General features: G+C 64.6%; 27 protein-coding genes. 19 read left to right on the top strand and 8 right to left on the bottom strand.

Annotated elements, in window-relative coordinates:
* The first annotated feature begins 9 nt into the window (after nucleotides 1-9).
* Nucleotides 10-1,155 carry a mechanosensitive ion channel family protein gene (locus NLM25_RS19655; protein WP_254138037.1) on the top strand — a complete coding sequence of 382 codons (1,146 nt, stop codon included), beginning with the start codon at nucleotides 10-12 and terminating at the stop codon, nucleotides 1,153-1,155.
* 21 nt (nucleotides 1,156-1,176) lie between these two features.
* Here the strand turns inward: NLM25_RS19655 and NLM25_RS19660 are convergent, their stop codons facing one another.
* Nucleotides 1,177-1,977, bottom strand: coding sequence for an ABC transporter substrate-binding protein (locus NLM25_RS19660; RefSeq protein ID WP_254138038.1), 801 nt, complete (start codon nucleotides 1,975-1,977; stop codon nucleotides 1,177-1,179).
* Between the two features lie 10 nt (nucleotides 1,978-1,987).
* On the bottom strand, nucleotides 1,988-2,968 hold the full coding sequence (locus NLM25_RS19665; RefSeq protein ID WP_254138039.1) for a tripartite tricarboxylate transporter substrate binding protein: 981 nt from the start codon (nucleotides 2,966-2,968) through the stop codon (nucleotides 1,988-1,990).
* 116 nt (nucleotides 2,969-3,084) lie between these two features.
* On the opposite strand from NLM25_RS19665, the gene NLM25_RS19670 reads away from it, so the two are divergent.
* The 8 genes from NLM25_RS19670 (at nucleotide 3,085) to NLM25_RS19705 (ending at nucleotide 10,274) form a co-directional block, all read left to right on the top strand.
* Nucleotides 3,085-3,795, top strand: coding sequence for a TetR/AcrR family transcriptional regulator (locus NLM25_RS19670; protein WP_254138040.1), 711 nt, complete (start codon nucleotides 3,085-3,087; stop codon nucleotides 3,793-3,795).
* A gap of 75 nt (nucleotides 3,796-3,870) precedes the next feature.
* Nucleotides 3,871-4,830, top strand: coding sequence for an amidohydrolase (locus tag NLM25_RS19675; RefSeq protein WP_254138041.1), 960 nt, complete (start codon nucleotides 3,871-3,873; stop codon nucleotides 4,828-4,830).
* Complete coding sequence (locus tag NLM25_RS19680; RefSeq protein ID WP_254138042.1) at nucleotides 4,830-5,714, top strand: amidohydrolase; 885 nt, start codon at nucleotides 4,830-4,832, stop codon at nucleotides 5,712-5,714. Before NLM25_RS19675 ends, NLM25_RS19680 begins: the two co-directional genes overlap by 1 nt.
* On the top strand, nucleotides 5,711-6,994 hold the full coding sequence (gene dctA / locus NLM25_RS19685) for a C4-dicarboxylate transporter DctA (protein ID WP_254138043.1): 1,284 nt from the start codon (nucleotides 5,711-5,713) through the stop codon (nucleotides 6,992-6,994). Before NLM25_RS19680 ends, dctA begins: the two co-directional genes overlap by 4 nt.
* Before the next feature lie 81 nt (nucleotides 6,995-7,075).
* Nucleotides 7,076-7,789 carry a PIG-L deacetylase family protein gene (locus NLM25_RS19690; protein WP_027517331.1) on the top strand — a complete coding sequence of 238 codons (714 nt, stop codon included), beginning with the start codon at nucleotides 7,076-7,078 and terminating at the stop codon, nucleotides 7,787-7,789.
* Nucleotides 7,786-8,469 carry a 4-carboxy-4-hydroxy-2-oxoadipate aldolase/oxaloacetate decarboxylase gene (locus NLM25_RS19695; RefSeq protein WP_254118496.1) on the top strand — a complete coding sequence of 228 codons (684 nt, stop codon included), beginning with the start codon at nucleotides 7,786-7,788 and terminating at the stop codon, nucleotides 8,467-8,469. The genes NLM25_RS19690 and NLM25_RS19695 overlap by 4 nt, the downstream gene beginning before the upstream one ends.
* Nucleotides 8,470-8,490: 21 nt before the next feature.
* Entirely contained in the window at nucleotides 8,491-9,360 is an 870-nt protein-coding gene (locus tag NLM25_RS19700) for an ABC transporter substrate-binding protein (RefSeq protein ID WP_254138044.1), read from the top strand.
* Nucleotides 9,360-10,274, top strand: coding sequence for a DUF1932 domain-containing protein (locus tag NLM25_RS19705; RefSeq protein ID WP_375167837.1), 915 nt, complete (start codon nucleotides 9,360-9,362; stop codon nucleotides 10,272-10,274). The genes NLM25_RS19700 and NLM25_RS19705 overlap by 1 nt, the downstream gene beginning before the upstream one ends.
* Here the strand turns inward: NLM25_RS19705 and NLM25_RS19710 are convergent.
* The 3 genes from NLM25_RS19710 to NLM25_RS19720 form a co-directional block, all read right to left on the bottom strand.
* Nucleotides 10,264-10,593: a hypothetical protein gene (locus tag NLM25_RS19710; RefSeq protein ID WP_254138045.1), complete on the bottom strand. Its 330-nt coding sequence runs from the start codon at nucleotides 10,591-10,593 to the stop codon at nucleotides 10,264-10,266. The two genes, NLM25_RS19705 and NLM25_RS19710, sit on opposite strands and share 11 nt — an antisense overlap.
* A 154-nt stretch (nucleotides 10,594-10,747) precedes the next feature.
* Entirely contained in the window at nucleotides 10,748-11,953 is a 1,206-nt protein-coding gene (locus NLM25_RS19715) for an amidohydrolase family protein (protein ID WP_254138046.1), read from the bottom strand.
* Nucleotides 11,954-11,974: 21 nt separating this feature from the next.
* Nucleotides 11,975-13,225, bottom strand: coding sequence for an amidohydrolase family protein (locus NLM25_RS19720; RefSeq protein WP_254138047.1), 1,251 nt, complete (start codon nucleotides 13,223-13,225; stop codon nucleotides 11,975-11,977).
* A gap of 148 nt (nucleotides 13,226-13,373) precedes the next feature.
* Here NLM25_RS19720 and NLM25_RS19725 point away from each other — a divergent pair, with 148 nt between their 5' ends.
* On the top strand, nucleotides 13,374-13,790 hold the full coding sequence (locus NLM25_RS19725) for a nuclear transport factor 2 family protein (protein WP_254138048.1): 417 nt from the start codon (nucleotides 13,374-13,376) through the stop codon (nucleotides 13,788-13,790).
* On the opposite strand, the gene NLM25_RS19730 is transcribed toward NLM25_RS19725, so the two are convergent.
* Nucleotides 13,787-14,545 (bottom strand): GntR family transcriptional regulator, encoded by a 759-nt coding sequence (locus NLM25_RS19730; RefSeq protein ID WP_254138049.1) that lies wholly within the window; start codon nucleotides 14,543-14,545, stop codon nucleotides 13,787-13,789. The genes NLM25_RS19725 and NLM25_RS19730 overlap by 4 nt on opposite strands.
* A 198-nt stretch (nucleotides 14,546-14,743) precedes the next feature.
* Between NLM25_RS19730 and NLM25_RS19735 the strand changes: the two genes are divergently transcribed.
* From NLM25_RS19735 to NLM25_RS19755, 5 genes are all read left to right on the top strand, one after another.
* Complete coding sequence (locus tag NLM25_RS19735; protein WP_254138050.1) at nucleotides 14,744-15,601, top strand: ABC transporter ATP-binding protein; 858 nt, start codon at nucleotides 14,744-14,746, stop codon at nucleotides 15,599-15,601.
* Between the two features lie 2 nt (nucleotides 15,602-15,603).
* Nucleotides 15,604-16,380 carry an ABC transporter permease gene (locus tag NLM25_RS19740; RefSeq protein WP_254141220.1) on the top strand — a complete coding sequence of 259 codons (777 nt, stop codon included), beginning with the start codon at nucleotides 15,604-15,606 and terminating at the stop codon, nucleotides 16,378-16,380.
* 40 nt (nucleotides 16,381-16,420) lie between these two features.
* The gene (locus tag NLM25_RS19745) at nucleotides 16,421-17,446 is read left to right on the top strand and encodes an ABC transporter substrate-binding protein (RefSeq protein WP_254138051.1); all 1,026 of its coding nucleotides are present in this window, start codon (nucleotides 16,421-16,423) and stop codon (nucleotides 17,444-17,446) included.
* 28 nt (nucleotides 17,447-17,474) lie between these two features.
* Nucleotides 17,475-18,914, top strand: a complete 1,440-nt coding sequence (locus tag NLM25_RS19750; protein ID WP_254138052.1) for an amidohydrolase family protein — start codon at nucleotides 17,475-17,477, stop codon at nucleotides 18,912-18,914.
* A gap of 148 nt (nucleotides 18,915-19,062) precedes the next feature.
* The gene (locus tag NLM25_RS19755) at nucleotides 19,063-19,971 is read left to right on the top strand and encodes an amino acid ABC transporter substrate-binding protein (RefSeq protein ID WP_254138053.1); all 909 of its coding nucleotides are present in this window, start codon (nucleotides 19,063-19,065) and stop codon (nucleotides 19,969-19,971) included.
* Nucleotides 19,972-19,981: 10 nt separating this feature from the next.
* Here the strand turns inward: NLM25_RS19755 and NLM25_RS19760 are convergent, their stop codons facing one another.
* Complete coding sequence (locus NLM25_RS19760; RefSeq protein WP_254138054.1) at nucleotides 19,982-21,208, bottom strand: MFS transporter; 1,227 nt, start codon at nucleotides 21,206-21,208, stop codon at nucleotides 19,982-19,984.
* A 91-nt stretch (nucleotides 21,209-21,299) separates the two neighbouring features.
* Between NLM25_RS19760 and NLM25_RS19765 the strand changes: the two genes are divergently transcribed.
* The 4 genes from NLM25_RS19765 to NLM25_RS19780 are packed head-to-tail and all read left to right on the top strand — an operon-like array spanning nucleotide 21,300 to nucleotide 24,892.
* Entirely contained in the window at nucleotides 21,300-21,773 is a 474-nt protein-coding gene (locus tag NLM25_RS19765; RefSeq protein ID WP_254138055.1) for a MarR family winged helix-turn-helix transcriptional regulator, read from the top strand.
* A 1-nt stretch (nucleotide 21,774) separates the two neighbouring features.
* Nucleotides 21,775-23,826 carry an FUSC family protein gene (locus tag NLM25_RS19770; protein ID WP_254138056.1) on the top strand — a complete coding sequence of 684 codons (2,052 nt, stop codon included), beginning with the start codon at nucleotides 21,775-21,777 and terminating at the stop codon, nucleotides 23,824-23,826.
* A complete protein-coding gene (locus NLM25_RS19775; protein WP_254138057.1) occupies nucleotides 23,823-24,029 on the top strand; it encodes a DUF1656 domain-containing protein in 207 nt (68 codons plus the stop codon). The genes NLM25_RS19770 and NLM25_RS19775 overlap by 4 nt, the downstream gene beginning before the upstream one ends.
* Entirely contained in the window at nucleotides 24,026-24,892 is an 867-nt protein-coding gene (locus NLM25_RS19780; RefSeq protein ID WP_254118510.1) for an HlyD family secretion protein, read from the top strand. Before NLM25_RS19775 ends, NLM25_RS19780 begins: the two co-directional genes overlap by 4 nt.
* 659 nt (nucleotides 24,893-25,551) lie before the next feature.
* Here NLM25_RS19780 and NLM25_RS19785 read toward each other — a convergent pair.
* Nucleotides 25,552-26,763, bottom strand: a complete 1,212-nt coding sequence (locus NLM25_RS19785; protein ID WP_254118511.1) for an acyl-CoA dehydrogenase family protein — start codon at nucleotides 26,761-26,763, stop codon at nucleotides 25,552-25,554.
* Nucleotides 26,764-26,776: the final 13 nt, after the last annotated feature.

Raw genomic sequence — 26,776 nt, forward strand, 5'->3', positions numbered from 1 at the left:
GGGACTTCAATGAATTGGCAGGCCGTCATGGCCGACATCGAGACGATGTTCGGGTGGATACCGTCATGGGTCATCGGTCTCGGCCTCGTCGCCGGGGCGATCCTGATTGCGTTGTCGCTCTATCGGCTCGCGGTCTGGCTGCTCAACCGCGCCTTCGGAACCCGGCTTCCACTTCTGAGCGTGTTCATCGAGCGCACATCCGGCCCGGCCCAGCTGGCGGTGTGTCTCGCCGCTGTCGCGCTGATCCTGCCGCTCGCTCCGCTGGACAATGCGTTTCGCAATCCCCTGACAAGCCTGTTCGTCGTGGCCTTCATCGCGCTGATCGGCTGGATCTCGATCCGGATCGTCGACATGAGCGCCGCGCGCTATCTGCAGAACTTTCGTGATGTCACGGAAAACTTCGTCGCGCGAAAACACGTCACGCAGGTGCGCGTGTTCAAGCGCGTCACCGACATCATCATCGTCATCATCACGGTGTCGACCGCGCTGATGACGTTCGACTCGGTCAGGCAATACGGCGTCAGCCTGTTCGCCTCAGCCGGAGCCGCCGGTATCATCGTCGGTCTCGCCGCGCGGCCGCTGCTCAGCAATCTGATTGCCGGCGTGCAGATCGCGATCACGCAGCCGATCCGCATCGAGGATGCCGTCATCATCGAGAACGAGTGGGGCTGGGTCGAGGACATCGCCGCGACCTATGTCGTGATCCGGCTCTGGGACTGGCGGCGCATGGTGGTGCCGCTGTCCTACTTCATCGAAAAGCCGTTCCAGAACTGGACGCGCGACACCGCGTCGCTGATCGGCGTGATCGCGCTCCATGTCGATTATCGCGCCGATGTACCGCGCATCCGGCGCTGGCTGGAGGGGGCGGTGAAGGACTCCAAGCTGTGGGACGGCGCGGTGGTCAATCTCCAGGTGATCGACGCGGATTCGCGCACCATCGAGCTGCGTGCGTTGGTCAGCGCGCGGAATGCGCCGCAATCATGGGACCTGCGCTGCGAGATGCGGGAGAAGCTGATCGCCTTCATCCGCGACGAGATGCCGGAAGCCCTGCCGCGCGAGCGCGCGATCCTGATCCCGCAGGGCGGCGGCGACGACACCGAATTCCTGCACCGATCCACCGCGCCCGAGAAGATGAGGGCGAGCGCGCGCAATTGATGCCGTCGCACGCGAGGTGCGCTATTCCCGCGTCGCCTTGGTCGCGCCGCGAAGGCCCGCCTGCTGCTGGATCGTGTCCAGCGCGCCGGAGGACTGCTCCTCGGTGACGAACCGGTTGAGCAGGGGAAGGGCGTCCTCGCGGCCCTTGGGGATCGCGATGGCCATGTGCTCGGCGCCCCAATTGCCGTCGAGGATCTTCGCGCCCGGCATCTGGTCGGACATCTCGAACAGCGTCGGCTTGTTGGTCGCGTAGAGATCGATCTCGCCGCGGCCGAACATCGCAATGACGACCTTGACGCTTTCGGCGGGAACGATGGTCGCATTCCTGAATTTTGCCGGCAGCGTGCGCTCGGAGGTCGAGCCCTTGGTGACGCCGATCCTGATGCCCGCCTTGTCGATATCCTCGACCTTGCCGATCGGCGAGTTCGCCGGCACCAGGAAGCCGAGCTCGATCGCCAGCACCGGCTGGCTGAAGCTCACATCATTGGCGCGGGCCGGCGTGGCGTTGGTCACGGTGAAATCGACCTGGCCGTCATGGATCGCGGTGACGATGTCGGCGACGCGCTGAAACCGGACATAGTCAATGCCGACGCCGAGCCGTTTTGCGAGTTCGCCGCCGAGATCATAGGCGAGGCCGTGCGGCTTGCCGGCCGCATCTGTCACCATCGAGGTCGGACTGCCCGGATAGATGCCGACGCGCAACGTGCCGCTCGGCGCCAGCAGTTTTGCTTCGCCGTCGGCACGCGCAGGCGCACCGAGCAGGCTGATGATCGCGGCCGCGAGCAGGGCGGTGCGCGTAAGGCGTCCGGATGATGTGCTCATGTGGAGAGCCTCACTGCGCGCGGATGTCGGCGGCCTTCAGCACCGGCTCCCATTTGGTCGCTTCTGCGCGCATATAGGCGTCGAAATCCTTGGAGGATGATCCGAGCGGAGCAGCCCCGATCTTCCCGAGCGTCGACAGCACGTTCGGATCCTGCAGCGCCGCCTTCAGATCGGTTTCGAGCTTTGCGACGATCTCCGGCGGCATTTTTGCCGGGCCGAGGACGCCCCACCAGACCGAGACGTCGTAGCCGGGGACGCCTGATTCCGCGACGGTCGGAACGTTCGGCAGCGCCTTCGAGCGCTCGGCCGAGGTCACGGCGAGCGCGCGCACCGGACCGCCTTCGAGCTGGCCGATCGCCTCCGCGAGCGGATTGATGCTGAGCGGGATCTCGCCTGCGATCACCGCGGTCAGCGCCGGTGCGCCGCCCTTGTAGGGGATCGCGACGATCTTGGTGCCTGACATGTGCTTCAACAGCTCGCCGGCGAGATGTGCCGAGGTGCCGTTGCCGGACATGCCGTAGGAGAGCTTGTCCGGGTCCTTCTTGGCAGCCGCAAGGAGATCGCCGAGCGTCTTGTACGGGCTGTCCTTGGCCACGACGATCGCGAGCGGCGAGGAGGCGACTTCGGTGATTGCGGTAAAATCCTTGAACGTGTCGTAGGGCACGCTCGGATAGATGAACTGGTTGAGCGGATGGCCGCTCGCGACCAGGATCAGCGTGTAGCCGTCGGGTGCGGCCTGCGTCAGTGCCTGCGAGGCGACGATGCCGCCCGCGCCGGGACGGTTGTCGATCACGGGCTGCTGGCCCCAGGACTTCGCCAGCGCCTGGCCCAGGGTGCGCGCGAGCACGTCGACTGCGCCGCCGGCGGCATAGGGCACGAGGATGTGAACCGGCTTGCTCGGATAATTGTCGGCAGCCTGCGCGGCGCCTCCCGCCAGCAGCAGACCGGCACCGAGCAGCAAACCGCCGATTGTCTTGTTCAAACCCAGCATTCCCAGCACTCCTTGATGGCGTTCGCGTCCCTGCCGGCGGTCTCCAGGCCGTTCCGGGGCGCCGCCCATGGTTTTTGTTGACGAGACCTGATCTTTTGTACGATAGTACAAATCACATGGTACGCAAGCCCACCAGCAAGGAAACGGCCCGCAAGCCGAACATGCGCGAGGCGATCCTCGCCGCGGCCGAAGAGCTGTTCGCCACCAACGGCTTCAACGCCGTCTCGGTCCGCGATATCGCGCAAGCCGCCGGCGCCAATCCCGGCAGCGTGACCTATCATTTCAAGACCAAGGACGGCCTGCTGCTGGAGATCTACCGGCGCCATTGCGGGCCGATGAATCTGCGCCGCTCCGAGCTGCTCGCCGCAGCCAGGCGCGTGCGCGATCTCCAGGATCGCCTGGAAGCCGTCGTGCGCGCCTATGTGGTGCCGGCCTTTACCTCGGGCAGCGATCTTGCCGGTGGAGGAGCGCGCTTCACGCGGCTGCGCGCCGTGATGTCCGCGGAGGGCAACGAGGTCGCGCGAAAAATCATCGCGCAGACCTTTGACGACACCAGCCATGCCTTCATCGATGCGATCCACGAGAGCCTGCCGCACATTCCGCGCACCGACATCGTCTGGCGCAGCCACTTCCTGCTCGGCGCACTCTATTATTCGCTGGTGACCCCGGATCGCGTCTCGCGCCTGTCGCGCGGCGAGGCCGACGGCAGCGATGCCGCCAGCGCCATCGAGCAACTCGTGCAAGCCACCGTGGCCGCGTTCCAGGCGCCGGCGCTCGATCAGGCCGCACCGGCACGGCGGCGGACTGTCGTCAGCAGCAAGACTTGAAAGAAACCGCCCGAGTGAAGGCGCGGCCTCGCGCTTCCGCTCGCAAGCGGACCATGTGACAGGGTGCTTTAGGAAATGAACAGGCGGGAGTGCTTGCATCTCTTGACCGGATTGGCCGGTGCCGCGCTCACGAGCGAGGTGCGCGCGCAAGGCACTGATCCGAAGGCGATTCCGACGATCGCGCCGCCGGACCCAAATCCGAAGGTGCCATCGTTCAAGCTGCCGCCGAAATCCTGCGACAGCCATACCCACATCTTCGGGCCGGCGTCCCGCTATCCGTTTTCGGAAAAGCGCCCCTACAACACGGCCGACGCGCCGCTGGAGACGTTTCGCAGCCTGCATGAAAAGATCGGCGTCGAGCGCTGCGTGATCGTGAATGCGACCGTGCACGGCACCGACAACCGCGTCGTCACCGATGCCATCGCCCAGAGCGAAGGCGCCTACAAGGGCATCGCCAACGTCAGTGACGAGATGAGCGAGAAAGAGCTTGCCGCACTCGACAAGGGCGGCATCTGCGGCTGCCGCTTCGCCTTCCTCAAGCGCCTCGGCGGCGTCGGCGACATGACCAAGTTCCAGCGCATCGTGCACCGGGTCGCCGAGCTCGGCTGGCATATCGACGTCTATTTCGAGCCTGATACGATCCCCGAATTCGCGCCGATCCTCGCTGCGCTGCCGACGCCTTACGTGATCGATCACATGGGCACGGTGCAGGCCGGGAAGGGGCTCGACGATCCCGGTTTCACCGCGCTGCTCGATCTTCAGAAGAAGGACGAGAAGTGCTGGGTGAAGATCACCGGCCTCGAACGCGCTTCCAGCGCGGGCAAGCCGTTCCACGACGCCGTGCCGTTCGCGAAGGCGCTGATCGACAATGCGCCTGACCGCGTCATCTGGGGCACCGACTGGCCGCATCCCAACGTCAAGATCATGCCGAATGACGGCAATCTCGTCGACCTCATTCCCCTCTACGCGCCGGATGAGAAAGTCCGGCAGAAGCTGCTGGTCGACAATCCGGCACGCCTGTTCAAGTTCAACTGATGAATATGATGTACACGCCCACCATTCCGCCGCCCGATCCGAACACGCGCACGCCGAAGTTCAAGCTGCCAAAACTGTCCTGCGATGCGCATTGCCACATCTTCGGGCCCGGTGCGAAATACCCCTACGCGCCGGACCGTTCCTACACGCCGCCTGATGCGCCGCTGGAGGATTTCCGCGTGCTGCATGCCAAGCTCGGCGTGGAGCGCGCTGTCATCGTCAATGCCAGCGTCCACGGCACCGATAACACGGTGGCGCTCGACGCCATTGCGCAGAGCAACGGTGCTTATCGCGCGGTCGCCAATATCGACGACACCATCACCGAGCGCGGGCTCCAGGTGCTGCATGACGGCGGTTTCCGCGGCTGCCGTTTCAATTTCGTCCGCCATCTTGGCGGCGTCCCCGACAAAAGCGTGTTCAACCGCGTCATCGCGATGGCGGCGCCGCTCGGCTGGCACATCGACCTGCATTTCGATGCGATCGACCTGCCTGAATATGCCGACATGCTGGCCAAGCTGCCGCTGAGCTATACGATCGACCATATGGGGCGGGTGAAGGCAGCCGAAGGGCTCGACCAGTTGCCGTTCAAGATCCTGATCGAGCTGATGCAGCGCGACGAGAAGTGCTGGGTCAAGATCTGTGGCTCGGAGCGGGTCTCCTCGAGCGGCCCGCCGTTCACGGACGCCGTGCCGTTCGCGCGAAAGATCGTCGAGACCGCGCCCGACCGCGTCATCTGGGGCACCGACTGGCCGCATCCCAACGTCAAGGTGATGCCGAACGACGGCGACCTCGTCGATCTGATCCCGCTGTTCGCGCCGGAGCCGGAGTTCCAGCAGCAGATCCTGGTCGACAATCCCGCGCGCCTGTTTGGATTTGACGAATGACGTCGCTCGCGATCGACAAGCCGCGCGGGCGGGCCTGGTGGAAGGAGCTCTGGATCCAGGTGCTCATCGCCATGGCGGCCGGCATCGCGCTTGGGATCGCCAGCCCCGAGGCGGGCGCCAAGATGCAGCCGCTCGGCGACGCCTTCATCAAGGCGATCCGGATGCTGATCGCGCCGATCATCTTCTGCACCGTCGTGCACGGTATCGCGCACATGGCCGACATGGCGCGCGTCGGGCGTGTCGCCGTCAAGGCGATCGTCTATTTCGAGATCATGACGACGATCGCGCTGATCATCGGTCTCATCGCGGTGAATTTGCTCAAGCCCGGCGTCGGCATGAACATCGATCCCGCCAGCATCAATGCCAGCGCGATCGAGCCTTATGTCAAGCAGACCGGCGCCATCGGGTTCGTGCCGTTCCTGATGAACATCGTGCCGGCGACCTTCATCGGCGCCTTTGCGGAAGGCAACATCCTCCAGGTGCTGTTCATCTCGGTGCTGTGCGGCTTTGCGCTGGTGCAGCTCGGCGAACGGGCCGCGCCGCTGGTCCATCTGATCGACATCGCCGCCAAGATGGTGTTCGCGGTCGTCGGCTTCGTGATGTGGGCGGCGCCGATCGGCGCGTTCGGGGCGATCGCCTTTACGGTCGGCAAGTTCGGCGTGGGCTCGCTGGCTTCGCTCGGCAAGCTCCTCGGCGGCTTTTATCTGACCTGCTTGATCTTCATCATCGTAGCGCTGGGGCCGGTGGCGCGGCTCTGCGGCTTCTCGCTGCTCAAGCTGATCCGCTACATCTGGGAAGAGCTGCTGATCTGCATCGCCACCACGTCGTCCGAGACGGTGCTGCCGCGGATGCTGACCAAGCTGGAGAAGGCGGGCTGCGAGAAGAGCGTGGTCGGGCTGGTGATTCCGACCGGCTATTCCTTCAATCTCGACGGCACCTGTCTGTATCTCGCGGCTGCCTCGGTGTTCTTGGCGCAGGCAACCAACACGCCGTTCGGGCTCGCCGAGCAGATCGAGCTGCTCCTGATCCTGCTCGTGACCTCCAAGGGCGCGGCCGGGATCGCGGGCGCTGCCTTCGTCGTGCTGGCGGCGACGCTGTCGGCCACGGGCTCCATTCCGGTGACGAGCGTCGCGCTGGTGCTCGGCATTCACCGCCTGATGTCGCAGGGGCTGACGCCGACCAATCTGATCGGGAACGCGGTCGCGACCATCGCGATTGCCAAATGGGAAGGCGCGCTCGATAGCGAGCGCTTGAAGCGCGTGCTCGACGGCGAGGAATAAGCGGCCGCCGCCTGATGAAATTGCTGCCGGTGTGAGGCCGGCGGCCTATGATGTTGACGAACGAAAGAGGGGAGTAGTCCCATGAAAACAGGTCTCGTGATCACCGCCCATCCCGGCGATTTCGTCTGGCGCGCCGGCGGCGCCATCGCGCTGCATGCGAAGAAGGGCTATCGCATGAAGATCGTGTGCATGTCCTTTGGCGAGCGCGGCGAGAGCCAGTTCGCCTGGAAGGAAAAGGGCGCGACGCTGGAATCGGTCAAGGCCGGCCGCAAGGACGAGGCGGAGCGGGCGGCGAAGCTGTTAGGAGCCGAGATCGAGTTCTTCGATTGCGGCGATTATCCGCTGAAGCTGACCGAGGCGCATTTCGACCGCATGGTCGACATCTACCGCGAGCTCAATCCGAGCTTCGTGCTGACGCATGCGCTGGAAGATCCCTATAATTTCGACCATCCGAACGCCGCGCACTTCGCACAGGAGACCCGCGTCGTCGCACAGGCCATGGGCCACAAGCCCGGCGCGCAGTACAAATATTCGGCGCCCCCGGTGTTTCTGTTCGAGCCGCACCAGCCCGAGCAGTGCAATTACAAGCCGGACCTCCTCCTGAAGATCGACGAGGTTTGGAAGGAGAAGTACGAGGCGTTCCAGATCCTGGCCGCGCAGAAGCATCTTTGGGGCTATTACGAGCGCGTTGCGCTCAACCGCGGCATCCAGGGCAGCCGCAACACCGGTGTGCCCATGACTTATGGCGAGGCCTATCAGCGCCTGTTCCCGACGGTTGCGGAGGAGCTGGCATGAAGCCGGTCGTCGTTCGCAACATCAAGCGTGCCGATCCCGCCGGGATGGCTGACTACGGCGTCTCGACCGTGCATGAGGCCTACGGGCGCATCGGCCTGATGAAGCCGTATCTGCGCCCGGTTTGGGCGGGGGCTTCGATTGCCGGCCCCGCCGTCACCGTGCTGGCGCAGCCCGGCGATAACTGGATGATCCATGTCGCGGTCGAGCAGTGCAGGAAGGGCGACATCCTCGTCGTCGGCTGCACCACTGACAACACCGACGGCATGTTCGGCGAGCTGCTCGCGACCTCGCTGCAGGCGCGCGGCGTGCAGGGGCTGATCATCGATGCCGGCTGCCGCGACGTCAAAGCGCTGCACGAGATGAATTTTCCGGTGTGGTCGCGCGCCGTCTCGGCCAAGGGCACGGTCAAGGCCACGCTCGGCTCGGTCAACGTCCCCGTGGTCTGTGCCGGCGTCAATGTCGATCCCGGCGACATCATCGTCGCCGATGACGACGGCGTCGTGGTGGTGCCGAAGCGCTATGCGGCCGAGGTCGCCGAGAAGGCGAAGAAACGCAACGCGGACGAGGGCGGCAAGCGCAAGCGGCTGGCTTCGGGCGAGCTCGGCCTCGACATGTACAGCATGCGCGAGGCGCTGGCGAAGGCCGGGCTCGTCTACGTCGACAATCCCGAGGACGTCTGAAGCAATCAGCGGAGCGAGTGGATGGATCGTCTGAAGCTGAAGGCCGTACTCGGCAGTCACCCCCATGTCCAGGCGGTGAAGAGCGGCGAGCTGCGCTCCGACCGCTTCGACCTCGACTTCATCGAGTACACGCCGACCAACACCGCGTTCAAGCCCATGGTGCGCGAGCAGGCCTTTGACGTCTGCGAGATGGCGATCGTCACCTATCTGATGGCGAAGGCGCACGGCAAGCCGCTGGTGCTGCTGCCTGCGACCATGCTCGGTCGCTTCCAGCATTCCTATGCGCTGTACAATCCCGCGCGTGGAACGCTGGGGCCGTCCGATCTCGAGGGCAAGCGCGTCGGTATCCGGTCCTTCACAACGACGACGGGCGCCTGGATCAGGGGCATCCTCGCCAACGATTACGGTGTCGATCTCGACAAGATCAAATGGGTGACGTTCGAGGATCCGCACGTCGCCGAATATGTCGATACCACTGAGCGCGCACCCAAAGACAAGAAGGTCCTGCAGATGCTGCTCGACGGCGAGCTCGACGCCGTCCTCGGCGAGACCTCAAACGATCCCGGGCTGAAGCCGCTATTCCCTGATCCCGCCGCGGAAGCGGGCAAATGGTATGCGCGGCGCGGCGTCGTCCCGGTCAATCATCTCGTGGTCGTGACCGAGCAACTGGCGAAATCGCGCCCTGACGTGGTTTCCGGCGTCTATGATCTCCTCAAGCGGAACAAAGAGCAGATCGGGCACGTGGCTACGCCCGACCTCGTGCCGTTCGGGATCGAGGCCAACAGAAAACCGTTGGAGCTGATCGTCGACTACGCATTCCAGCAGGCGCTGATCCCGCGCCGCTATGCGGTCGAGGAGCTCTTCGACGAGACGACACGGGGACTGAACTGATGTCGAATCCGCGGCGATGGCAGATCGGGTTGGTTGGCTACGGCGAGGTCGGCAGGATTTTGGCCGAGGATTTGCGCCAGCAGGACATCAGGGTCGCTGCCTATGACATCAAGCTCGATGGCGAGCAGGGCGCTGCGCTGAAGGAGCATGCGGCGAAGTTCGGCGTTGTGCTTGCGGCGTCTCACGCCGAGCTGACTGCGAAATCCGATTTCATCATCTCCGCGGTCACGGCGAGTCAGGCCGTACCAGTAGCAAAAGCCTGCGCGGCCGCGATCAATCAGGGCACCTGGTTCCTCGATTTCAATTCGGCTTCGCCCGGCGCCAAGCAGCGCGCCGCCGCGCTGATCGACGGCGCCGCCGGGCGCTATGTCGAAGGTGCGGTGATGACCTCGGTGCCGCCTTATCGCATCAAGGTGCCGCTGCTGCTCGGCGGTCCGGGCGCGAAGGAGCTGGAGCCGCTGCTGAACGCGATCGGCTTCGCCGCGAAGGTCGCGAGCGACAAGCTCGGCGTGTCCTCGGCGGTCAAGATGTGCCGCAGCATCATGATCAAGGGCCTGGAGGCCATGGTGATCGAGAGCTTCACCACCGCGCGCGCCTATGGCGTCGAGGATGCGGTGCTGGCCTCGCTTACGGAGACGTTTCCCGCGATCGACTGGGAGAAGCAGGGTGCCTATTTCTTCCAGCGTGTGATCGAGCACGGCCGCCGGCGTGCCGAGGAGGTGCGTGAGGTTGCCGAGACCGTGCGCGAGGCGGGGCTGACGCCGTGGTCGGCGCAGGGCACCGCCGAGCGGCAGGCGTGGGTGGCCGATCTCGCCGATGAAGGCCTGTTCGGAACGAAGGGCACGAGGGAGTTCGCCCGCAGCGCCGATTGGCGCATCGAGGCGGATCGCATCCTGGCAAAGATCAAGCGCTGATGCAGCTCAAGGCCCTGCGACCGTCGCGATAGTCCGAGATTTCGTCGCGGGCGCGCTCGATCAAATCGATCAGGCTTTTGGCCTCGCGAACGACTTCCGTTGTGCGCTCGCTGCGGAACTCGGCGAGGATCATGCGAATGCACTTGTCGGCGGTATCGAGCGTCCAGAGCGCGCGGGCGATGTCGTCCTGCGTCTGGATCGCCGAGATGTCGAACCCCGACAGAACTTCGCCGATCCCGCTCAGTCGCTTGACAGCCGCTTCGGCGGGCGTGCTGGACCGAATGGAATGGTAATCGATGCTGCTGAATGCGCTGAACATGTCCATGCTTCCCAATTGAATGCGGATGATCAGAGCACCCGCTAGTATGATCAGGAAGGGCGGTCGTGCAAGGCGCGCGGTTACGGTCCGGGATTCTACCGGACTCGGATTGTGAGCGAGATCACGGGTAAAATGGGATGGGATTGGCCGGTAGTCAGTCGCGTTTCCCGACAATCTTACCGTTCAATGCGACGAGCCGGCCTTCCTTGTAGACGGAGCGCCCCTGCGGCACCGCGACGACGGCCTCGGGAACATGTTCCGCGTGCAGCGTGACGAAGTCGGCCTTGGCGCCGAGGCGCAGGCCGTAGCCTTCGAGGCGGAGCGCCTTGGCGCCTGCTGCGGTGACGATATTGAAAGCGACGCGCAGTTCCTCGTCGATGTTGAAGCCCGAGCGATAGCCGAGCGTCGTCGCCCGGCGCAGCATGTCGCCGTCGCCATAGGGCCACCAGGAGTCGCGGATGTTGTCGTTGCCGCTGAAGACGGTGACGCCGGCGTCGCGCAAGGCGAGGATGGGCGGGAAGGGCCGTGCGCCCGGCGCGTTGGTCATGATCGCGACGCCGGAGCGGGCGAGAATGTCGGCGATCTTCCTGAGCTGATCGATGGAGATATCGCCGAGCCCGTAAGCATGACTGACTGCAACGTGTCCCTCCATGCCGAGCGCGCGCGTGCGCGCTGCGATCTGCTCGATTTCGAACGCGCCCAGCGTACCCATGTCGTGCAGATGGATGTCGACATCGACGCCGTGTTTGCCGGCCACGCCGAACACGACGTCGAGATGCTTCTCGATGTCGCGATCGAAGCTCGCAGGATCGAGCCCACCGACGAGATCGGCACCGAGCCCGATGGCTTCGTCGAGGAGTTGCGGCGTACCGGGGCTCGCCAAGATGCCGCTCTGGGGGAAGGCAACGAGCTGGATATCAATCAGGCCCTGGTATTCCTCGCGCACGCGCAAAATCGTCTCGAGCGATTTCAGGCCGACCGAGCCGTCGACCATGACGTGGCTGCGCATCTGTGTGGTGCCGTGGGCGATGCAGAGATCGAGCTGATTGCGCGCGCGCACATCCATCGGCGCTGACACGGCCATGTTCTGGGCCTGGAAGGCGACGCGCTCATGCACGTTGAACCCGTTGGTGCATGGCTTGTGCGGACGCCAGGCGTCGCCATAGAAGCTGGTGTCGAGATGGATGTGGCCTTCGACGAAGCCGGGAACGACGAGGGCGTTGTCGAGGTCGATGGTCTCGGCGCCGGCGGACGGCTTGTCAGCCGGTGTGATCGCGGCGATATGGCCGTCCTTGACCGCGATGTTATGCCGCGCCCCGCCGTCGAAGCGTGCGTTCAGGAAGATCGTGTCGAACGTCATCCGGTTCCTCCGTTGGTGGAGTTAGCTCCGTGGCCTGAACAGAGTGGGCCGCTGCCGCGCAAAAGTCTGCCGGCCAGCCTTGAAGCCCATCATGATGTCGGGCAGCTCCGCAATGGCAAAACGGCTTTCCTGCGTATCGAGCACGATCAGATCGGCGGGATTGCCGATCCTGATGCCGTAATCGCCGAGGTTCATCAGGCGCGCGGGCAGGTCGGTGACGAGATCGAGGCAGGTGTCGAAGTCGCTGACGGAGGCGTGCGCGACATTGGCATAGAAGTTCGCCATCCGTAGCAGCGAGGCGTCGCCAAAGGGCGTGAAGGGATTGAGCACGTTGTTGGTGGCGACCGAGCACAGCACGCCGTCGCCGGCAAGCTTGTGCGCCAGCGTCAGCCCGCGCGGTGCGTTATGGGTGGCTTCGCGGCCCATCAGATAGAGATCGGTTGCGGGCAGCACGGTGACGGCAACGCCGGCCTTCGCCAGTTGTGCAGTGGCCGCCTTCAGCCGCTCCGGCGGCAGCGCCGAGAGTTTTGTGGCATGACCGATCGCAACGCGTCCCCCGTAGTTGCGCCGCTCGGTCTGCCGGCAGACCTCGTCGAGATGCCACCAGGAGGGATCGAGATCGAAATCGAGATGGAGGTCGACGTCGACGTCGAACGCCTGGGCGAGATCAAAGATGCGCTCGAGATGGGCGTTCGGGTCGGTGTCCATGTAGGGACAGCCGCCGATCACCTCGCCGCCGTCGCGCAGCGCCTGGACCAGCAGTTCCTCAGTTCCGGGGTCGTTGGTCAGGCCCTCCTGCGGAAAGACACAGAGCGACAGGTCGATCGCCCAGGCGTAGTCGCGCTTCAGCGACCTGACCGCCTCGAAGCCGCGCAGGCCGATGCGAGGGTCGATCTCGACATGGGTCCGCATCCGCGTCGTGCCGTGCACGATCGCGCGTTCGAGCACGCGAGCGCCGCGCGCGTAGACGTCCTCGACCGTAAAATCCTTCTTCATCCCGGCAACGGCGCGGATGGCCTCCGAGACGCTGCCGTGATTGTGCCCGCAGCGGCCGAGCAGGCAGGCCTTGTCGAGGTGGATGTGGGTGTCGACGAACCCGGGCAGGGCCAGGCGCCCGCCGACGTCGACCTCGACGGCCTCGCAGGCAAGCTTTTCACAGGTGGGCCCGATCGCGGCGATGCGGCCGTCCTTCACGCCGATATCGACGGGGGCGGCGGATGATCGCAACAGCGTGTTGCGGAAGATCAGGTCGAAGGCGATCTGCGTGGTCATGGCGTCGAATTCAGCTGTGATAGCCTAGCGGAAGGTTTTGGAATGGGCAGCTCCAGATTGTGTGCAATTATGCCACCAGATTGTTCAAAAAATGTGCATGCAGTTTAGGGCATGAATTGTAGGATATCGATACCCCGGAGAACCCGCCATGTCTGCCCCCGCAAAAACCGAACGCCCGATGACCGACGCCGAGATCGTGGAGGCCTATCTCACGGCCTCGATGATCCCCAATCCCGATGCGGCCGCGGCCTATATGAAGCCGGGCACGGTGATCACGTTCACAGGCGGGCGCGAGTTCGATCATCCGCGCGGGCCGACCGGCTTCAATGCGAAGCGCTATCGCTGGGTCAAGAAGAAGATGGACCGGTTCGACGTCTGCCCCGGCGCGGACGAGACGGTCGTCTACAGCGTCGGCACGCTCTATGGCGAATGGATGGATGGCGCGCCGTTCGAGGGCAACCGTTATGTCGATCGCTTCGTCGTCAGGGGCGGGCAGATCGTGAAGATGGACGTCTGGAACGACAGCGCCGAGCGCATTCTCGTCCAGCGCGGGATTGAGGCTTAGCTCCTCCGTGCGACCTTCGCCAGCTTGACGACGCGGGCGCCCGTCACCTCGTCGGCATAGGGCGCGAGAATGTCCAGCAGATCGCGACCGCGCTGCGGCGTGGGGGCGACCAGCGCGCGATTGGCCACGGAATCGAGATGATGATGCATCAATTCCATCACCTTGGCCTCGTCGCCCTTGGCCAGCGCTGCAATGATGGCACGGTGCTCGTTGATGGCGCATTCGGTCGAATGCGGCCGGCTGTAGAGCGACAGCGTCAGGCAGCAGCGATAGGCGACCTCGCTGACGTAACGCACCAGGATCGGGCTGTTCGTCATATGCGCGAGCAGGATGTGGAATTCGGTGGCGAGCCGGATCGAGGCCGCGTCCGTACCGCCGCGCGCGCGGTCCTCGGCGTCGACATGGGCGTTCAGCTCGGCGATCTGGGCCTTCGTCAGCTTGCCCGCGAGCTGGCGGACGACGAGCCGTTCGAGCTCGATGCGGATGTCGAAGGCATCGCGCGCCTCCTGCCAGCTCGGCGTCGCCACCACCGCGATCCGGTTGCGGCGGAGTTCGACCAGGCCTTCTGCGGCAAGCTGCCCCAATGCGTGGCGGGCGATGGTGCGGCTGACGCCAAAGCGCTCGCCGAGCGAATCCTCGGGCAGCTTGGCGCCGGGCTCGAGCGCCTGCTCGATGATCGCGCGCCTGAGCGCGCGGCAGATCACGCTGACCTTGTCCAATGATTCAGAAGTCTTGCTGGTCTGGCGCGCCGCCATCGGCGAATCCTTGAGAGTGCGGTCGAAACCTCTCTGTAGCACAGGCCCAGCGCAATCCAGCGCTCCAATTGCATGCAGTTTGCGGTCCAGATTGCCTAATTCGAATCCGGCGACCGGGCCCGCCATCCGGCCACGCCCTTGATTTTCCCAGCGGCGGCGGCTGGCATCCAGCTTGCATGCACTTTGGCTGTGATGCGCATGCAACCCAACGCCCAATTCGACGGCCAGTCCGTTCCTGAAGGCTCCGGCCCGACCGCCATCGAGCTGTCCGAGGCCTCCGTGACCTTCGGGCGCGGCGACCGCGCGGTGCCCGCTCTTTCGAAGACCACATTAAAGATCGGCGACGGCGAGTTTGTCGCACTGGTCGGCCCGTCCGGATGCGGCAAATCGACCATCCTGCGTCTCGTCAGCGGCCTGGTGCAGCCGACCAGCGGCGTCGTCATCGTCGGCGGCCGCGAGGTCGCGGCGCGGGCGTTGCGCGTCGGCATGGCGTTCCAGAACCCGACCATGCTGCCCTGGATGACGATCGAGCGGAACATCATGCTGCCGCTGAAGATCGTCGAGCCGTTCCGCTCGAACTTCCGCAAGCTGCGCAAGACCGAGTTTCGCGACAAGGCCAATGCGCTGCTGGAGCAGGTCGGCCTCAAGGGGTTTGGCAGCCGCTATCCCTGGCAGCTCTCCGGCGGCATGCTCCAGCGCGCCAATCTGTGCCGCGCGCTGATCCACGAGCCGCGCATGCTGTTGCTCGACGAGCCCTTCGGCGCGCTCGACCAGTTCACCCGCGAGGAGCTGTGGGCGATCCTCCAGAACCTCTGGATGACGCACAAGCCGACGGTGCTGCTCGTCACGCACGATCTGCGCGAGGCCGGTTTCCTTGCCAGCCGCATCTGTGTGATGAGCGCACGCCCCGGCCGCATTCTCGACGACAGCCGCGTCGAATTCGCGCGCCCGCGCACCGTCGCCATGACCTTCGAGCCGGACTTCGTCGCGCTGAACCAGAAGCTGCGCGCCTTCATCGAGGATGCGCGCAGCGCGGCTGAGCAGGGGACAGGCTGATGATGTTCGGAATCAATGTCAGGCAGAAGGCGTGGTCGGCGGGACTGATCGTGCTGTTCTTCGTCGCCTGGGAATTGTTCTGCCTGATGACGGGCATGTCCGACCTCGTGCTGCCGCGGCCGTCGCAGGTATTCGCCACACTGTTCCAACGCTTCCCCGTGTTGTGGCCGCACATCGTGCAGACGCTTGCGACGACCATGTTCGGTTTCGTCCTTGGCGTTGCGCTCGGCGTCGCACTTGGCGCCATCATCGGTGTTTCCAAGACCGCTTATGACACCTGCTATCCGTTGCTGATTGGCTTCTCGTCGATCCCCAAGGTCGCGGTGGTACCTATTTTCGTACTGTGGTTTGGCTCGGGCACGGTGCCGGCGGTGCTGACCGCACTGTCGATCTGCTTCTTCCCGATCGTCGTCAACATCGCCACGGGTCTTGCGACAACTGAGCCCGAGCTCGAGGACGTGTTGAAGGCGCTCGGCGCCACCAAGCTCGACATCCTCTGGAATGTCGGGCTGCCCAGGACGATGCCGTTCTTCTTCGCCTCGCTGAAGGTCGCGATCTCCTACGCTTTCGTCGGCGCAGTGCTGTCGGAGACCGTCGCCTCCAACCGCGGCATCGGCAACGTCATGATGACCGCGTCCTCCAATTTCAACGTGCCGCTGGTGTTCGCCGGGCTGTTCGTGCTCGCCGGTCTGGGCGTCGCGCTCTACGTCGTGTTTTCGCTGATCGAGGGCCGCGTCACCGGCTGGGCCACGCGCAAGAACGACGTGATCGCAACTTGATTTTTCCAATCGTCACGCAACGAAGCTTGAGGAGGTCTCGATGTTGAGAAACGTAACTGCCGCACTGCTGGGATTGGCCCTGTCCGCGGGCGCTGCCACGGCCGAGGATACCACGATCAAGTTCACGCTGGGCTGGAAGACCCAAGGCAGCGACGCCGCGTTCTTCTACGCCAAGGACAACGGCTATTTCAAAGAGGAAGGCCTCAACGTCGTCATCGATCAGGGCGAGGGCTCTGGTGCCACCGTCACGCGCGTGATGTCGGGCGCCTATGATGCCGGCTTCGGCGACGTCAACGCCATCATCCAGAACGCCTCGACCAAGCCGCAGGAGGCGCCCGTCATGGTCTACATGATGTGGAACCAGCCGCCCTTCGCGATCGTCGCCAAGAAGACCAGCGGCATCAACACCATCAAGGACTTTGAAGGCCACACGCTCGGCGGCGCGCAGGGCACGCCGACGACGCGCCTGTTGCCGGTGTTCACCCGCAAGAACGGCCTCGACGGCGAGAAGATCAAGATCTCCAACATGGCGCCGAACCTCCAGGAGCCAATGCTGATCAAGGGCGACATCGATGCGGCCCTCGTCTTCAACATCACCAGCTATTTCAACCTCGTGCTCAATCGTCAGGACCCCGACAAGGACTTCAAATGGTTCTCGTTCGGTGAATACGGCCTCGATCTCTATTCCAATGGCGTGATGGTCTCGAAGAAGCTGATCGCGTCAAACCCGAAGGCGGTGGCCGGCCTCGTGCGCGCCATCAACAAGGGCGCGATCGCGGTCGCCAAGGACCAGAACGCCGGCATGAAGGCCGCGTTGAACTATGACAATCTGATCGACGTCGCGGTCGAGAAGCGCCGGCTGCAATATTCCTTCGACAAGCTGATCGTCTCGCCTGAGATGAAGGAGATCGGCATCGGCGACATCAAGGACGAGCGCATGACGCGCGCCATCGGCATCGTGGTCGAGGGCTATCAGCTCGGCCGCGCGCCGACCCCGGCAGAGGTGTTCTCGCGCGAATTCCTGCCGCCGCGTGCAGAGCGGGAGTTGGTGTATACTGCCAACTGATCTCTGGCAGATCTTTGGAGCGACGGTCATGGCCACGGAGATTGCGGCAAGCAGCCTGTTCCGCGGCCCTGACCTCGCCATCAGCGCTAACGTCGTGTTGCGGCACGACGGTGGTGTCATCACCGGCATCTCGGAAGGAGTGGGGCCCGCGAGTGGGCCGCGCTCCTTCGTTATTCCGGCCTTCGTCAACGCCCATGACCACGCCCGCGCCACCGCGTCGTCCTTCGGTGCGGTCGGTATGCCCCTCGAAAGCTGGATCCTGCGGACTGCGCTCGGTACGCCGGTCGATCCTTACCTGACCGCAGCCTCTGCCTTCGCGCGGTCGGCGAGGGCCGGCTGCGCGGCCATGATGGTTCACTATACCCGCCCGAGCGGGACGATGCCGTTGGTCGACGAGGCTAAGGCCGTCGCCAAGGCCGCGTCTGACGTGGGTATCCGCATCGCTTTCGCGATCGCAGTGCGCGACCAGAACCCGATCGTCTATGGCGACGCCGAACCGGTGCTTTCGGGTCTGTCCAGCGAAGACCACAAGACGATCGAAGACCTCTTCGTCCGCACGCCGATGTCGCCGAAGGCGTATATCGAGCTGACCGACGCGATTGCCGCGGCCATCGCCGGTCCGATGGTTGATGTGCAACTCGGGCCTGCCGGCGTGCAATGGTGCTCGAAGCCGCTGCTGGAAGCGGTGGCGGAAAACTCGGCGCGAACCGGCCGCCGCATCCACATGCATCTCCTGGAAACCGTGTATCAGCGCGCCTGGGCCGATCAGAATTTCCCGGACATGGTGCGGTGGCTGCGCGACATCGGCTTCCTCTCGGAGCGGCTGACGCTGGCGCACTGCATCCACGCAAGGCCGGACGAGCTGGAGATGATCGCGGCCTCGGGCACACGGATCGTCACCAATTTCAGCTCGAACATGCATCTGCGCTCGGGGCTCGCCCCGATCGCCGCCGCGCATGAATGCGGCTGCGCCATCGCGGTTGGCGTCGATGGTCTCGCGCTCGACGAGGACGACGACATCCTGCGCGAGATGCGACTGGTGCAGATGGTCCATGGCGGGCTTGGTTTCAGGGCGACATGGACGCCGGCCGAGCTGTTCGGGCTCGCCATCCGCAACGGCCGCCGCGCCACCGGCTCGCCCGGGACTGGCGAGCTTGTGCGCGGCAATCCCGCCGACTACGTCGTGATCGATCTCGACCGTCTCGATCGCGACCGGATCATGCCCGTGGATCCCATGGCACTGCTGTTCGCGCGCGGCAACGCGTCCCTGGTGAAGGAGGTCGTCGTTGCCGGCAAGTCGATCGTGCGGGATGGGGTCTGTGCCGGTGTCGATCTCGCGGCCGTCGAGCGGGAGCTGCGGGGCATGTACCGCGCCAATGTCGGCAAGCTCGAAGGCTTCCAGCGGATATGGCCGCCGCTGTCGGAGCGGCTGGGCGGCTGGTTCGAGCAGCAGCTCACCTGCGAATAGGATGGGGGACGACGCCCCCTTGGGTCCGGCCGATATAAAACCGCGATAGCTGATAGGCGGAACCTCGTCTGGCGATTGGTCCGGCTCTGGGTTATCACACGCGCGGCTGCGCGCCGGCGCGGTCCATGACCCCCTTTAGGAGCAGCCGATGCGTCTTCCCACCGTTATCCTGGCCCTGACCTGCCTTGCCGGCACAGCTTCAGCCGAAGACCTGTCGGGCACGCTCCAGAAGGTCAAGGAGACCAAGAAGATCACGCTGGGCTATCAGGAGGCTTCGGTCCCGTTCAGCTATCTCGACGGCAACCAGAAGCCGGTCGGCTTTGCCATGGACATCTGCCTCAAGATTGTCGATGCCGTGAAGAAGCAGCTCGCTATGCCCGACATCGCCGTCGACTATCTCGCCGTGACTTCGTCGAACCGAATTCCGCTGATGGTCAACGGCACGCTCGATCTGCACTGCTCGGCGACGACAAACAACGCCGATCGCCAGAAGCAGGTCGCTTTCACCAACACGCACTTCCTCAGCGCGACTCGGTTTGCGGCCAAGAAAGCCGCGAAGATCAACACCATCGATGATCTCAAGGGCAAGGCGGTGACGGCCGTGGCTGGCTCGGTCAACCTGAACCAGCTCGCCAAGGTCAATACCGAGCGCAATCTCGGCATCAGGATCATGCCGGCCGTGGATCAGGCAGAAGCGTTCCTGCTGCTCGAAACCGACCGCGCCCAGGCCTACGCGCTCGACGACGTCCAACTCGCGGTCGCCATCGCGCGCTCGAAGGAGCCGGCCCTGTTCATGATCAGCGAGGAGACCTTTGCCAAGGCCGAGCCTTTCGGGATCATGCTGCGGCGGGAGGACGCGCCGTTCAAGGCGCTGGCCGATCGCGCCACCGCCGAGCTCTATGCGAGCCCCGAGATCGAGGTGCTCTATCGGAAATGGCTGGAATCGCCGACGCCGCCGAACGGGATCAACTACAACGTCCCGATGTCTCCGGCCCTGCGCAACGCCTTCAAGAACCCGAGCTCGAGCGCCGATCCGGACGTGTATCTGGTGAAGTGAGGCGAGGGCGCTAGCGCGTCCGCGGCGTGTCCAGCAATTGCCCCGCCAGCGCCGCACCGATCGCCGCGATCGCCGCCATTGCGAGCGCCCACGGGACGAACAGCCGATGACCGATCAGCGCGCCGCTCAGCAAGGGCGCGCTGATATTCGCGCCCGACATCAGCGACTGGTTGAGGCCCATGATCATGCCCTGGCGGTTGATCGCGGTGCTCCGCGACAATTCCGCCGTCAGCGTGCTGCGCGCGAACATGGTGCCGACGATGATCAGTGTCAGGTTGATTGCGAGCAGGCCGACATTGTCGCGCGCCGCAAGACCTGCGAATCCGAGGCCCATGCAGGCGAATGCCGCTATCACGATGCTGCGGTCAGAGACGATCAGGCTCACGCGCGTGATGAGAAGCCCTTGGACCACCATGTTGAGGAATCCGGCATAGGCGAACATCCAGCCGAGCTCGCGTGCGCCGAAGGGATGTCCGTCCCAGGAGAACCGCGCCGATAGGAACAGGCCGATCTGCGACAGGAACATCGAGTTGACGAAGAAGAATACGATGAGCAGGCCGAGCAGCCGCCAGGCGTAGCGTAGGCCGAGCAGGCTGCGCATCAGCGTCGGCTCGGGCGCGCGGTGCTGGTGGAGCGGCTCGGATGCCGGGTGATCCGGCGGGAGCAGGGCGGTCGTCGCGACGATGCTGATCAGCGAGAGCGCTGCTGCGGCCCAGACCGGCGCGGTCTGGCCGTAATGCACCAGAAAGCTCGACAGTGCCGGGCCGAGCAGAAGTCCGGTCCCGATCGCGCCGCTGGTCATGCCGAGCGCCTGCTTCCGGGTCGCTGGCGCACTGTGCTCGGCGGCGTAGGCGTGCGCGACCGAAATGTTGCCTGACGTCAGGCCGTCGATGATACGCGCCAGGAACACCAGCGTCAGATTGCCGGCCAGCGCGAGCAGCACGAACCCGATCAGCGTTCCGATCTGGCTGACCAGCAGAACCTTCCGCCGCCCGTAGCGATCCGAGAGCATGCCGACCGCGGGGCCGGCAACGAGCTGGCAGGCGGCATAGACCGAGATCAGCGCGCCGAGCAGGAAGGGCGTTGCGCCGAGCCGCTGCGAATAGAACGGCAGCAGCGGCAGAATGATGCCCATGCCGGTGGCATCCACGGCCACGACGACGAAGGTCGGAAGCAGCGTGAGCGCGCTCTCGCCCGCCATCGCCTCCCGTGCCCCGGTCGCGGAACCCGATGCCATCTGCGTTGTCCTCGTTCGCTTTTGCGTGATCGATCCGACTATACGAGGTTATATAGTTGCAGGCTAATAGTTCGCGTCCTATCTAATTTGCATGGCTCCCTCGCAGGCTCATATCCACGCCGAGATCGGCCGGCTCATCGCGCGCCTGGCCCGCGTCTGGCGCCGCGAGTCCGATCAGGCGCTCTCCGATCACGGGCTGTCCTATGCGACCGCGATCCCGCTGCTGGTGCTGTCGCGGCAGGGCGAGAACGTGCGGCAGGGCGTGCTCGCCGACGAGCTCGGCATCGAGGGGCCGTCGCTGGTCCGCCTGATCGATCTGCTTCAGGCCGAGGGGCTGGTTGAACGCCGCGAGGATCCGAGCGACCGCCGTGCCAAAACGCTACATCTGACGAAAGCGGGCGAGGCCAAGGTCGAGGAGACCAACCGGATCTTGCGGCGCGTTCGGGCAAGCCTGCTGAGGGATATCGGGCCCGAGGAACTTGCGATAACCTTCGAGACTCTTCAGCGCATCGAGCAGCGCGCCAGTCGCCTGCAGGACACCAAGACCGGTCCAGAGACGAAATAGCATGCGTGCGCAAGAGCCGTTCCTGGTCCGCCACGCGGACCTCATTTTTGCTTTGAAGACGTTTGCCGCGTCGATCCTGGCGCTCGTCATCGCACTCGCCATGGACTTGCCGCGGCCCTATTGGGCGATGGCGACCGTCTACATCACCTCGCAGCCGCTGGCGGGCGCGACCAGCTCGAAGGCGTTCTTCCGCGTGATGGGTACGCTGGCCGGCGCCATCATGACGGTGGCGCTGGTTCCGAACCTGATCAATGCACCCGAGCTCCTGTGCCTTGCCATCGCGCTCTGGGTTGGGCTGTGCCTTTATCTGTCGCTGCTGGATGGCACGCCGCGAAGCTACGTCTTCATGCTGGCGGGATACACGGTCGCGCTGATCGGCTTTCCCTCGGTCTCCGAGCCCGGCGCCATCTTCGATACCGCCGTTGCGCGGGTGGAGGAGATTTCCCTCGGCATCATCTGCGCGAGCCTCGTCTCCACCATCGTCTTTCCTCGCAGCGTCGCGCCGGCCGTTGCCAACCGCGTCGACGCCTGGCTGTCGGATGCGCAGCGCCTGAGCGAGGCGGTGCTGCTTCGTCAGGGAACGAGCGAAACGCGCCGCGGCAGGCGATTGAAGCTTGCGACCGACATCGTCGAGATCGACACGCTTTCCACCCATCTTGCGTATGACCGGCTGACCGATCGCAATGCGGTGACTGGCCTCGCCGAGATCCGGCTGCGCATGCTGATGCTTCTGCCGGTGATCGCCTCGCTGGAGGATCGGCTGGCTGCGCTGGGGGAGGAGGCGCTGCGCCGGCAGCCCGAGCTGAAGCGGCTGCTGGAGGATCTGGCGCAGTGGATTGCCAGCGACGTCGGCGCGCGGCTGCCGGCAAAGCGGATCCGCGCCGAGATCGCCGAGCGTCAGGCGGTGCTCGACGACAGCACGTCATGGGAGCGGATCATCACCACGAGCCTGCTGTTGCGGCTGCGCGAGCTGGTCGACCTCTCGCGCGACTGCCGCGCGCTGAGCGAGGCCATCGCCGGGAGCCACGATGTTTCAACGCTCGATCTGGCCTTCCATTCCGAGGCCGGTGCCGCGCCGGTGCGCCATCGCGACCGCGGCCTTGCCTTGTGGTCGGCGGCCGGCGCGGCCACGGCGATCCTGATCTGCTGCGCATTCTGGATCGGGACCGGCTGGCCGGACGGCGCGTCGGCACCGATGATGGCGGCGGTCGCGTGTTCCTTCTTTGCCGCACAGGATGAGCCCGCGCGTTTCATCCGCAGTTTCGGCCTGTGGTCGCTGGTCGCCATCGTGGTCGTGGCGATCTACCTGTTCGCGCTGGTGCCTGCGATCTCCCATCTCGAGGTGCTGGTTCTCGCGCTGGCGCCGACCTTCCTGCTCTACGGCTTCCTGATCGCGCGGCCTGCAACGGCCGGCACCGGCATGGCGCTCGCGGCCAACACCGCAACGCTGCTGGCGCTGCAGTCGACCTACAGCGCGGATTTCGCATCCTACGCCAACTCCGCGGTCGCGTTCTTTGTCGGCGTCGCTATCGCCGAGCTCGTGACCCGGATCGCGCGCGGCGTGGGCGCAGAGTGGATCGCCAATCGCCTGGTGCTGTCGAGCTGGAAGACGCTCGCGGTCGCTGCCGAACGCCGCGGCAAGCGCGATCGGGCGGAATTTGCGGGCCTCATGCTGCACCGGCTCGGTCTTCTGGTGCAGCGGATCGCCTTTCTGTCCGAGAGCGATCGCCGCGACACCGACAGCCTTGTCCAGCTCCGCATCGGCCTGAACATCATCGATCTGCGACGCGCCCGCTATGGCCTGGCGGTATCGACCATTGCCGTGATCGACGACATGCTCGACCAGCTGGCCATCGCCTGCCGCAAATATGCGGGCGATAGAATGCCGTTCGAGCTTCTGGCAAGCGTCGATCAGGCGCTGGCCCGGGCGGTGAAGGATCCCAACGACAAGGCGCGCGAGGATGCCCTGATCGGCCTCGTCGGCATAAGGCGCGGCCTGTTTCCCGACGCGCCGGCCTATCGACCGCGTACAGGCGAGAGTGTTGCGGCATGAGATACCAGATCGACATCTACGGCGTGCTCGTGCCGGCGCTGCTGCTGTGGATCATCGTCGCTTACGTCCTGAGCGCGCTTCTGCGCCGGCTCATGCAACGCTTCGACCTCTATCGCCTGGTCTGGCACCGCGCGCTGTTCGATTTCGCGATTTTCGTCTGTCTTCTCGGCGGCGTTGTCTACCTCTCGGAGTTTTTGCCATGAAAGGGAATGTCGCCTGGCTTGGCCGCATTGCGCTGACCGTCCTGGCCGTCGTCGCCGCGCTCGCGGTCGGCCGCGAACTCTGGGTCTACTACATGGAGCAGCCCTGGACCCGCGATGGCCGGGTCCGCGCCGACGTGGTGCAGGTCGCGCCCGATGTGTCGGGCTTCGTGACCGAGGTGCTGGTCAAGGACAACCAGAAGGTCCACCGCGGCGACGTGCTGTTCAAGATCGACCGCGAACGCTTCGCGCTGGCGCTGCGGCAGGCCGATGCGTCGGTGGCCGGTCATCAGGCCACCCTCGATCAGGCCAATGCCGATTTGAAGCGCTACAGCGCGCTGACGACGGACGCGGTATCGCAGCAGAAGCAGGAGCAGGTTCTGGCGACCCAGCTTCAGGCCAAGGCGGCGTTCGATCAGGCCGTCGCAGACCGCGCGGTCGCCCAGCTCAACCTCGATCGCAGCGAGGTCCACGCTTCCGTGAACGGCGTCATCACCAACATGGATCTGCGTCCCGGCGCCTACGTCACGGCCGGCAAAGGCGTCATGGCGCTCGTCGACGCCGACACGCTGCACGTGGAGGGCTATTTCGAAGAGACGAAGCTCGCGCGCATTCGCATCGGCGACAAGGTGCAGGTTCGTCTGATGGGCGAGAAGGTCACGCTGTCAGGCCATGTCGAGAGCATCGCCGCCGGTATCGAGGACCGCGACCGTGCCGACGGCGCCAGCCTGCTTGCCAACGTCAACCCGACCTTCAGCTGGGTGCGTCTCGCCCAGCGCGTGCCCGTGCGCATCGCGCTGGACCCTGTGCCTGAGGGCATGTCGCTCGTTGCGGGACGTTCGGCGACGGTGGAGGTATTGGACTAACGCAGCGAGCGGATGGATCGCACTTGGCCTGGGGAAAACCGGCAACGAGCGTTTCAATGCCAAATCGTAGAGCTAATCCTGACTCGCGTGTGTGAGTCGGGGAGCTGTATGGGCGTTTGGTTTTTAGTCCTAGCGGTCTGCGTCGTCGGCGCGTTGCTCCTTTTGGCATTCTGCCGATAGGGCCGACAGCGGATGCACTTGTTGCCGCGAAGCATCAGCGAGACGCTGAATAGCGGTTCCAGACCGATGGTTTTTGACTGTGCATGGATGAGCGCGTTCACTTCCGGGATCGGAGGCGGACGTGAGTTGGTTGCTCGTATTTCTCATTGCCGCGAGCGCAGTCGTTCTGATCGCTCATGCGATTGATGCGATGCGCTCCTGATAATCCCTGTGCCACGTTTTCGTCGGTAGCCCTGTACGCGACGAGAATGTTCCAGCGCGGGCGAGTGTCAATTTGAGGAACGTGGCCTGTAGGCCAAGGTTGTCACAGCAGGAGGAATACGATCATGCTTGCGTTCTATCTGCCGATCATCATTTTCGGAGCGATACTCGAAGCAATTTCGAAGCAGAGTGCGCCTGCGTCCATCGAGGAGACGCCAGGCTTCGATTAGACTCCGATCCCAATGCGAAGGCTCCAGTCCTGACGAGCCCATGGCTCGTCAGGCATTCGAGTACTTCTTCAGCTCGAACCGCGCGATCTGGTTCCTGTGGACCTCGTCCGGTCCGTCGGCGAGACGCAGCAGGCGCGCGGTCGCGTAGGCCTGGGTCAAGCCGAAATCGTTCGACGTGCCGCCGCCGCCATGGGCCTGGATGGCCCAGTCGATGATCTGGCAGGCCATGTTGGGCACGGCGACCTTGATCATCGCGATCTCGGCTTTCGCCACCTTGTTGCCGACCGTGTCCATCGCGTAGGCGGCGTTGAGCGTCAGCAGCCGGGCCTGCTCGATCATGATGCGGGCTTCCGCGATGCGCTCCTGCGTCACTGTCTGCTCCGAGACCGGCTTGCCGAAGGCGACGCGGCTGCGGACGCGGCGGCACATCTTTTCTAGCGTGCGTTCGGATAGACCGATCAGCCGCATGCAATGATGGATGCGGCCGGGGCCAAGGCGACCCTGCGCGATCTCGAAGCCGCGGCCTTCGCCGAGCAGCATGTTCTCCTTCGGCACCCGCACGTTGGTGAAGATCACTTCCGAGGCGCGGTCGGGCACGCCGTAGAAGCCGAATACGGGCAGGGGCCGTTTCACCTCGATGCCCGGCGTGTCCATCGGCACCAGGATCATCGATTGCTGCTTGTGGCGGTCGGCATTGTCAGGATCGGTCTTACCCATGAAGATGCAGATCTTGCAGCGCGGGTCGGTCGCATTGGTCGTGTACCATTTGCGGCCGTTGATGACGTAATGGTCGCCGTCGCGCACGATCGAGCTTTCGATGTTGGTCGCGTCGGACGAGGCCACCGCCGGCTCGGTCATGGCGAAGCAGGAGCGGATCTCACCGGCGAGGAGCGGCTTCAGCCAGCGCTCCTTGTCCTTCTCCGTGCCGTAGCGCTCCAGCACCTCCATGTTGCCGGTGTCGGGCGCCGAGCAGTTGAACACTTCGGGCGCCAGATGCGAGCGCCCCATCACCTCGCAGAGCGGGGCATATTCGAGATTGGTGAGACCCGCGCCGTGGGCGGACTCCGGCAGGAACAGATTCCAGAGGCCTTCGGCGCGCGCCAGCGGCTTCAGCTCCTCGACGACTGGATAGACCTTCCACGGCCCGAGCTCTTCCGCCTCGCGATAGAAGCGCTCCTCGTTCGGATAGATGTGCCGGTCCATGAAACTCTCGAGCTTGCGCTTGAGCTCGACGACCTTGGGCGACATTGGATACAGCATCTCTCTGGTCTCC

Origin of the sequence: Bradyrhizobium sp. CCGB01 (assembly GCF_024199795.1) — a bacterium.
Lineage (GTDB): Bacteria > Pseudomonadota > Alphaproteobacteria > Rhizobiales > Xanthobacteraceae > Bradyrhizobium.

Excerpts from the sequence above, each read along its gene's own strand:
- NLM25_RS19655 (WP_254138037.1), top strand. The coding sequence starts at position 10 with ATGAATTGGCAGGCCGTCATGGCCGACATCGAGACGATGTTCGGGTGG.
- NLM25_RS19660 (WP_254138038.1), bottom strand. The coding sequence starts at position 1,977 with ATGAGCACATCATCCGGACGCCTTACGCGCACCGCCCTGCTCGCGGCC.
- NLM25_RS19665 (WP_254138039.1), bottom strand. The coding sequence starts at position 2,968 with ATGCTGGGTTTGAACAAGACAATCGGCGGTTTGCTGCTCGGTGCCGGT.
- NLM25_RS19670 (WP_254138040.1), top strand. The coding sequence starts at position 3,085 with ATGGTACGCAAGCCCACCAGCAAGGAAACGGCCCGCAAGCCGAACATG.
- NLM25_RS19675 (WP_254138041.1), top strand. The coding sequence starts at position 3,871 with ATGAACAGGCGGGAGTGCTTGCATCTCTTGACCGGATTGGCCGGTGCC.
- NLM25_RS19680 (WP_254138042.1), top strand. The coding sequence starts at position 4,830 with ATGAATATGATGTACACGCCCACCATTCCGCCGCCCGATCCGAACACG.
- dctA (WP_254138043.1), top strand. The coding sequence starts at position 5,711 with ATGACGTCGCTCGCGATCGACAAGCCGCGCGGGCGGGCCTGGTGGAAG.
- NLM25_RS19690 (WP_027517331.1), top strand. The coding sequence starts at position 7,076 with ATGAAAACAGGTCTCGTGATCACCGCCCATCCCGGCGATTTCGTCTGG.
- NLM25_RS19695 (WP_254118496.1), top strand. The coding sequence starts at position 7,786 with ATGAAGCCGGTCGTCGTTCGCAACATCAAGCGTGCCGATCCCGCCGGG.
- NLM25_RS19700 (WP_254138044.1), top strand. The coding sequence starts at position 8,491 with ATGGATCGTCTGAAGCTGAAGGCCGTACTCGGCAGTCACCCCCATGTC.
- NLM25_RS19705 (WP_375167837.1), top strand. The coding sequence starts at position 9,360 with ATGTCGAATCCGCGGCGATGGCAGATCGGGTTGGTTGGCTACGGCGAG.
- NLM25_RS19710 (WP_254138045.1), bottom strand. The coding sequence starts at position 10,593 with ATGTTCAGCGCATTCAGCAGCATCGATTACCATTCCATTCGGTCCAGC.
- NLM25_RS19715 (WP_254138046.1), bottom strand. The coding sequence starts at position 11,953 with ATGACGTTCGACACGATCTTCCTGAACGCACGCTTCGACGGCGGGGCG.
- NLM25_RS19720 (WP_254138047.1), bottom strand. The coding sequence starts at position 13,225 with ATGACCACGCAGATCGCCTTCGACCTGATCTTCCGCAACACGCTGTTG.
- NLM25_RS19725 (WP_254138048.1), top strand. The coding sequence starts at position 13,374 with ATGTCTGCCCCCGCAAAAACCGAACGCCCGATGACCGACGCCGAGATC.
- NLM25_RS19730 (WP_254138049.1), bottom strand. The coding sequence starts at position 14,545 with ATGGCGGCGCGCCAGACCAGCAAGACTTCTGAATCATTGGACAAGGTC.
- NLM25_RS19735 (WP_254138050.1), top strand. The coding sequence starts at position 14,744 with ATGCAACCCAACGCCCAATTCGACGGCCAGTCCGTTCCTGAAGGCTCC.
- NLM25_RS19740 (WP_254141220.1), top strand. The coding sequence starts at position 15,604 with ATGTTCGGAATCAATGTCAGGCAGAAGGCGTGGTCGGCGGGACTGATC.
- NLM25_RS19745 (WP_254138051.1), top strand. The coding sequence starts at position 16,421 with ATGTTGAGAAACGTAACTGCCGCACTGCTGGGATTGGCCCTGTCCGCG.
- NLM25_RS19750 (WP_254138052.1), top strand. The coding sequence starts at position 17,475 with ATGGCCACGGAGATTGCGGCAAGCAGCCTGTTCCGCGGCCCTGACCTC.
- NLM25_RS19755 (WP_254138053.1), top strand. The coding sequence starts at position 19,063 with ATGCGTCTTCCCACCGTTATCCTGGCCCTGACCTGCCTTGCCGGCACA.
- NLM25_RS19760 (WP_254138054.1), bottom strand. The coding sequence starts at position 21,208 with ATGGCATCGGGTTCCGCGACCGGGGCACGGGAGGCGATGGCGGGCGAG.
- NLM25_RS19765 (WP_254138055.1), top strand. The coding sequence starts at position 21,300 with ATGGCTCCCTCGCAGGCTCATATCCACGCCGAGATCGGCCGGCTCATC.
- NLM25_RS19770 (WP_254138056.1), top strand. The coding sequence starts at position 21,775 with ATGCGTGCGCAAGAGCCGTTCCTGGTCCGCCACGCGGACCTCATTTTT.
- NLM25_RS19775 (WP_254138057.1), top strand. The coding sequence starts at position 23,823 with ATGAGATACCAGATCGACATCTACGGCGTGCTCGTGCCGGCGCTGCTG.
- NLM25_RS19780 (WP_254118510.1), top strand. The coding sequence starts at position 24,026 with ATGAAAGGGAATGTCGCCTGGCTTGGCCGCATTGCGCTGACCGTCCTG.
- NLM25_RS19785 (WP_254118511.1), bottom strand. The coding sequence starts at position 26,763 with ATGCTGTATCCAATGTCGCCCAAGGTCGTCGAGCTCAAGCGCAAGCTC.